The organism is Neobacillus drentensis, assembly GCF_036962765.1.
GTDB classification, from domain to species: Bacteria; Bacillota; Bacilli; order Bacillales; family Cytobacillaceae; genus Neobacillus; species Neobacillus drentensis_C.
The window spans coordinates 1-6,174 of sequence record NZ_JBALOS010000150.1; the positions used below are offsets into that span (position 1 = coordinate 1).

3 protein-coding genes and 2 pseudogenes are annotated in these 6,174 nt (G+C 36.3%); all 5 read left to right on the top strand.

The features are described from left to right. Positions 1 to 150 precede the first annotated feature (150 nt). A complete protein-coding gene (locus V7137_RS18565; RefSeq protein WP_256358552.1) occupies positions 151 to 4,323 on the top strand; it encodes an endo-alpha-N-acetylgalactosaminidase family protein in 4,173 nt (1,390 codons plus the stop codon). A gap of 60 nt (positions 4,324 to 4,383) precedes the next feature. Next, positions 4,384 to 4,590: pseudogene (locus V7137_RS18570) on the top strand (Ig-like domain-containing protein); the annotation flags it as partial. A gap of 23 nt (positions 4,591 to 4,613) precedes the next feature. Continuing rightward, positions 4,614 to 4,691 (top strand): annotated as a pseudogene (locus V7137_RS30720) (S-layer homology domain-containing protein); the annotation flags it as partial. Next, a complete protein-coding gene (locus V7137_RS30725; RefSeq protein WP_374226401.1) occupies positions 4,686 to 4,904 on the top strand; it encodes an S-layer homology domain-containing protein in 219 nt (72 codons plus the stop codon). The pseudogene V7137_RS30720 and the gene V7137_RS30725, both read left to right, overlap by 6 nt. Before the next feature lie 308 nt (positions 4,905 to 5,212). Then, positions 5,213 to 6,174, top strand: a 962-nt coding sequence (locus V7137_RS18575) for a cache domain-containing protein (protein ID WP_335699450.1), incomplete at its 3' end; no start/stop codon positions are given.

Sequence of the window (6,174 nt, forward strand, 5' to 3'; positions counted from 1 at the left end):
GTTTATTTTTATCATTATTTATGTTTACACAAGTATTTGACTTTAATATTCCTTTTCTAGGTAAAAATGTTGTTTCTACAGCTTAAGTTAAACTAAAGATTGATTAAAAGCAATTGAGAAGAAATGGATTAAACCTAGAGGAGGTAAATCATGTCACTGTCAAAGATAATTAAAAACTTAGCAATTGTGGTAGCTTCTGCACAGATGATTAGCATTACAATTCCAGCATTTTCAGGAACTGCAGATGCTGCAGATGCTGCAGCTTATGATGGAATAATAGCATCAAATCAAATGAAAGTTGAGGTAGACAAGAATTTTCCAAGAGTAATAAAGTATGAGTTAAACAGCAAAGTATTAAATGGCTCAGAAGATGTATTAAACACAATAAGAATTAACGGAACAGACTATGTACCGAAAGTAACCTACACAGAAGCAGCAGATAATAAAGCTGACTATGTTCTAACCGTTGATGAGTTAAATGTAGTGATATTTCTATCCATAACAGTAAAAGAGAATACACTTGATTTTGAAGTAACAAAAGTGGAGGGAAATGGTACAAAGAGAATACACACCATTGAAATTCCAAACCATAGCTTGGCATCGGTAAGAAGTACAGAAGCGGGCGCAGAATTTGCCGGTTCCAGAATGGAAAACGCTGTTTATAAAAAAGGTGATGTGTATCAACCTGTATCAGGTACTCCTACGGTAGATAGTACACCAAAAAACTATATGTACGCGTTCATTAACAATGATGAATTGGCAGCAAGTGTTTGGTCAAATGCATTTGGTGATACAAATAAAGATGCAGACAATGACAACCACCGTATTGTTAAGCAGACTACAGAGAAAACGGGTTATTCTCGAACAGCTTTGTGGAGTGCTTCATGGGTATATCGTGGAAATGAAATGCCTGATGATATAACGGAGCCATTACCACACGCTAAAGTAGTGATCACAGAAGATGCAAATGGTGATGATCAAATGGACTGGCAGGATGCAGCTATTGCTTACCGTAATATTATGAACAATCCTGTTGGCAGCGACAGAATGTCCGAACTTGTTGTTCACCGTATACCAATGAACTTTGGTAGCCAGGCAACAAACCCATTCTTAAAGACATTAGATGAAACAAAAAGAATATATTTATCAACTGATGGGCTTGGACAGTTTGTGGAACTAAAGGGTTACCAAGCAGAAGGTCATGACTCGGCACATCCGGATTACGGCGGACATATAGGTGTACGTCAGGGCGGACAGAAGGATATGGATACACTTGTAAGAAAAGCACAGAGCTATAATGCTTTCATGGGTGTACATATTAGCGGCACAGGTGCTCACCCGGAAGCAAAGGCTTTCGATGATCAATTGGTGAATTTAAATAAACCTGGTTGGGACTGGATTGACCAATCCTATGACTTTGATGATCCAACCTACCGTAGAGAAGTTTATACTGGCAACCGAATGAAACGATTACAGATGTTAAAGGACGATGCACCAACACTTGACTTTATTTATGCTGATGCATGGTATGAACAGGGCTTTAATGGAAGAAGATTTGCAAGAGAAGTGAATTCTTTGGGATGGGCCCTTACTACTGAGTTTCCAAATGTATTAGAAGATGAAGCCGTTTGGAATCACTGGTCAGTTGATTATGATTACGGTGGAAAAAACATAAAGGGCTACAGCAGTGACATCGCAAGATTTATAAGAAATAACCAGAAGGATACTTGGATAGTTCGTCACCCAATCCTCGGCGGCACGGAGGCAACTGATGCTGAAGGATGGCAGGGTAGAGTAAATTATGATGAAATGATCGATGTTGTCTTCAAAACAAATCTACCAACCAAATATCTGCAAAGCTTCCCCATGACGAAGTACGATGTGAAAGACAATGTAGGGAGAGTTGAATTTAAAGGAAATGTTGTTGCGCAGAGAACAGATGATGGAAAAAGAACATTTACGAAAGATGGTAAAAAGCTTCTAGAAGAAGATGTAACAATTACGAAAGCTTCTGATGGCGGGAACATTTATGATAAGGTAACGTATTCAAACCTCAAATATTTGCTGCCATGGTCGCCAAATGCCGATAAGACAGATAGTGAATTGGCTAAAGTTGAAGAGAAATTGTACCACTACAATGAAGTTGGCGGATCATCGACTTGGGAGCTTCCAAATAGCTGGAACAATGTATCAACAGTTAAGTTATACACATTAACAGATACCGGTAAGAAAGATAAAAAAGTATTAAACGTAGTTGATGGCAAAATCACGATTGAAGCAGAACCAAAACAAGCTTACGTTGTATACAAAGGTGATGTTTCTGTAACTGCTGAAGATATGAAGTGGGGATTTGGAATGCCTACAAAGGATCCAAGCTTCAACAGCGGAACATTAGATCACTGGAAAGTAAAGAGCGGTGCTGCAACAGTAGAACGTAACAATCGTGGACAATATGAATTAGTAGTAAAAGAAAACAATGAAGAGACTTTATTAGAAACTAAATTATCAGGATTGAAGCCAGGAACATACTCAACTTCAATATATGTTCAGGTTGGCAATACACCAAACCGTACAAATGCTAGCGATCCAAACACTGCAGGAAATGCAAAACGTAAAACGACTATTGGTGTTAAAAATTTCGGCGGAGCAAACATAACTAACTATACTGAAAGTTCACCGCTTAAAAACTATATCTCAGCTGACTCAAAGCACAGCACAAATATGCAGAGAATGAGAGTAGTATTTGATATAGCAGAAGGACAGGAAACTGCAAAATTATACTTGCAAGTAGCTCCAGGAACAGCGACTGTAACATTTGACGATGTACGCTCTGTACCTACAAAGAGAGTTGTTCCACAATCTTCAGATGTAGTATTAGCTGAAGATTTTGAAAATGTTGACCAAGGTTTGACTCCATTTGTTATAGCAGATGCTGACGGAGTAAGTGATCCACGTACTCATTTATCAGAATTACACGCTCCATACACTCAAAAAGGTTGGAATGGAAAAGCAGTTGATGACGTATTAAATGGCGAATGGTCCATTAAGTCCCATAAAACTGGTAGTGGTCTCATCATGAGAACATTACCGCAGACTTTAAGATTCGATAAAGGAACAACTTACGAAGTATCATTCAAATATGAAAGTCAGTTTGATAAGAAGGTTAATTTCGTTGTTGGTAACGGTACTAAGGAAGTGATGAATGTACCAATGCCACAGGCAACCGTTCCTACACAGTTCACTGTTAAATTTACAGCAAGTACGGAAGATTTCTGGATCGGAGCAAGAAATACGGCCGGAAGTTCAGCAGGAGACTTTATCCTTGATGATCTAGTGGTTAAGGAAGCAAAGGATGCTACAATTGAACCGCTGCCAATTGCACCTGTTGACTTATCTGCTATTCCTGTAGATGGTATCAAAGCAAGTGCAACTGGTTATCAAGAAGGTGATAACCCTGAAAATGTTCTTGATGGAAACACAGGTTCATTGTGGCACACAGCTTGGGATGGAAGCGATACATTACCACAATCCATTACTCTTGATTTAGGTAAAGCTTACAATGGAAACAGATTAGATGTAACTCCAAGACAGGAGACTAATAGTAGAGGAGAAGCAAGTGGTAATGGCTTCATTACAAAATATGACCTATATGTTAAGTATGCAGGTGCTGAAGACTTTACTAAAGTTGTTTCAAGTGGAACATGGGAAAGAACAGTTGCTACAAAACAAGTAGCAATTGATAGTTCAAAGCCAATAACTCATGTTAAGTTAACAGCGTTAGAAGGTATTAATGGTTGGGCGAGTGTAGCTGAGATGAGAGTTGCTCAAGAAGCTCCATCCATTACTGGACCAGATACCGTTGAGGTCAGCACATCAGTGGGAATGCACCCGGAAATGCCTTCAACAGTAAAGGCAACATTGAGCAATAACACAGAAATGGAATTGCCAGTTCAATGGCCAGCAATTGCCCCTTCAAAATATGCTGAAGAAGGATCATTTGAAGTAGTAGGACACATTAATGGCGTTGAAGCTGCAGCTATTATAGCTACTGTAACTGTAACGGCTAGTGAAGAAGTTGATATAGTAGATGCAAAAGTGATGAATGTTTACACTACAGTAGGAACTTCACCTGTTATGCCAGAAACTGCGAAGATGTTCACATCAAATGGTACAGTTATAAATGTACCTGTAACTTGGGATAAAATAGCTAAAGATAGCTATAAGAATGTTGGATCATTCAGCGTAAAGGGTAGGGTAACAGGAACTAAAATAAAAGCTCAGGCTATTGTTATAGTTACAGATCCAAGGGACTACAATCACTGAAATTCCTGAAGTAAAAGTAAGTACAGTAATTGGTAAAACACCAATACTCCAAGCAGGCTTGAAGTAAAATTAAGTGATAATACAAAGACTTTTGTATCTGTTACATGGGACAGCATTTCTGATAATCAAATAAGCAAGGAAAATGTGTTTATTAAAAATGGTGCGATAGAAGGTACTGACAAGAAAGCTGTTGCAGAAATTACAGTAAAAGAAGATCCAAAAATTGCGTTGAAGAAAACTGCAACCGCAAGCAGTCAGCAGAAGTAATGCAGTAGTTATGGGTTCAGCCATTCATTCAAACACTTGTTAAAGCTGGTTTCATTACGGGATACGAAGATGGTACATTCCGTGCAAATCATGAAATAACCAAAAGTGAATTTGTCGTTATTATTGTTCGTGCGCTGGGTCTTGAAGTAAATACAAAGTTAACACTGGCGTTTGATGATGCAGATCAGATTCCAATATGGGCAAAACCATATGTGGTAACAGCTGCAGAAGCAGGTTTGATTAAAGGGAATGGGGATGGCAAATTTAATCCTAATGCCTACTTTCTCTCTTTCAATGCTAGATTACGTGAATAAAAATAGCCAGCGATTAAACTTGCTGGCTATTTTCATGTCATATAGTAGCTTTGAGGAAGGCTGTTGATGAGTTTGTATCGAAGAAAAATACTGTAAATGTGACAATACTTCCTAAGACAGGCTCCTTTGCAGATACTAATATGTTAGTTGGGCTTTGACCAATCATCAGCACTATAGGCATTGGTTTATTCAGAAGAAGAAAAACTATAATGAGATAATTCTTTATAAAGAGCATTTACATTTTTCGTAGATGCTCTTTAATATTAATATTATATGCCATTTTATACNNAAAATGAGGTGGTAATTTTATGATAAATAGTAAAAATATGTCGAAAAAGTTTATTAGTAGCTTTATTTTATTTATAGTTATACCCTTTATTATCACTAGTGTTGTTATTAATAAGCTTTATGAAGGAGTTTTGGTTTCTCACTACAATGAAAAGACTCAGCAAAATATGGAACAGCTATCAATGGATATTGAGCTTGAGTTAAGGCGGATATCCCTCAATGTAGCAAAGGTTTCAAATGAAAATGAACTATTACTCCTTGTAAATAGTTGGTATGAGGAAAAGGATTCTGTTAAAAAGCTTGAAATTTCCACAAAGATAGAATCAAAGCTTGATTATTTATTTGCCTATCAAGGGATGATAAATTCAATAGTATTTTTTTCAAAGAATGGCCAGATATTTAAGTATAAAGACCCTCTATATAAAAATGATTCTGATGTAAAAGACAGTTCATTGTATAAGGAAAGTATAAAAAATAAAGACAAAGTATTTAGTATAAATAATTTTAATAGTTCTGATGATGTTAATGCTAAAGGAATTGATTTTTTAGTTGGAATTAGTCCAGAATACAGTTGGTACAATACAGCTACTGAGTTTATATATTGTGAAATTAAAACAGAGGCACTAAATTCTATCTATTCAAGATTTACGAATGATTCTGTAGGAAAAATGATTATCGCTGATCCTAAGGGGAAAATTGTAATATCACCGGATAAAAGTTTGCTTGGAAAAAATGTTTCTCAAGTAGAATATCTTAAGGATATTAACAATAAGGACAATAATTTTTATAAATATAATTATAAAAAAGACACTAAGTATATATCAAAATACACCTCAGAAAAGTCAGGATGGACTGTTATCAATATAATTGACGATAAGGCACTAACAAAGGATACAACTAACATTATGAAAATACTATTTGCCATATTTGTAGTATTCAATTTGTTTTTTATTTTATATTGTAAAACCTTCTTTAAAGATAT

Coding starts and splice junctions, on each gene's coding strand:
- V7137_RS18565 (WP_256358552.1), top strand. CDS start 151: ATGTCACTGTCAAAGATAATTAAAAACTTAGCAATTGTGGTAGCTTCT.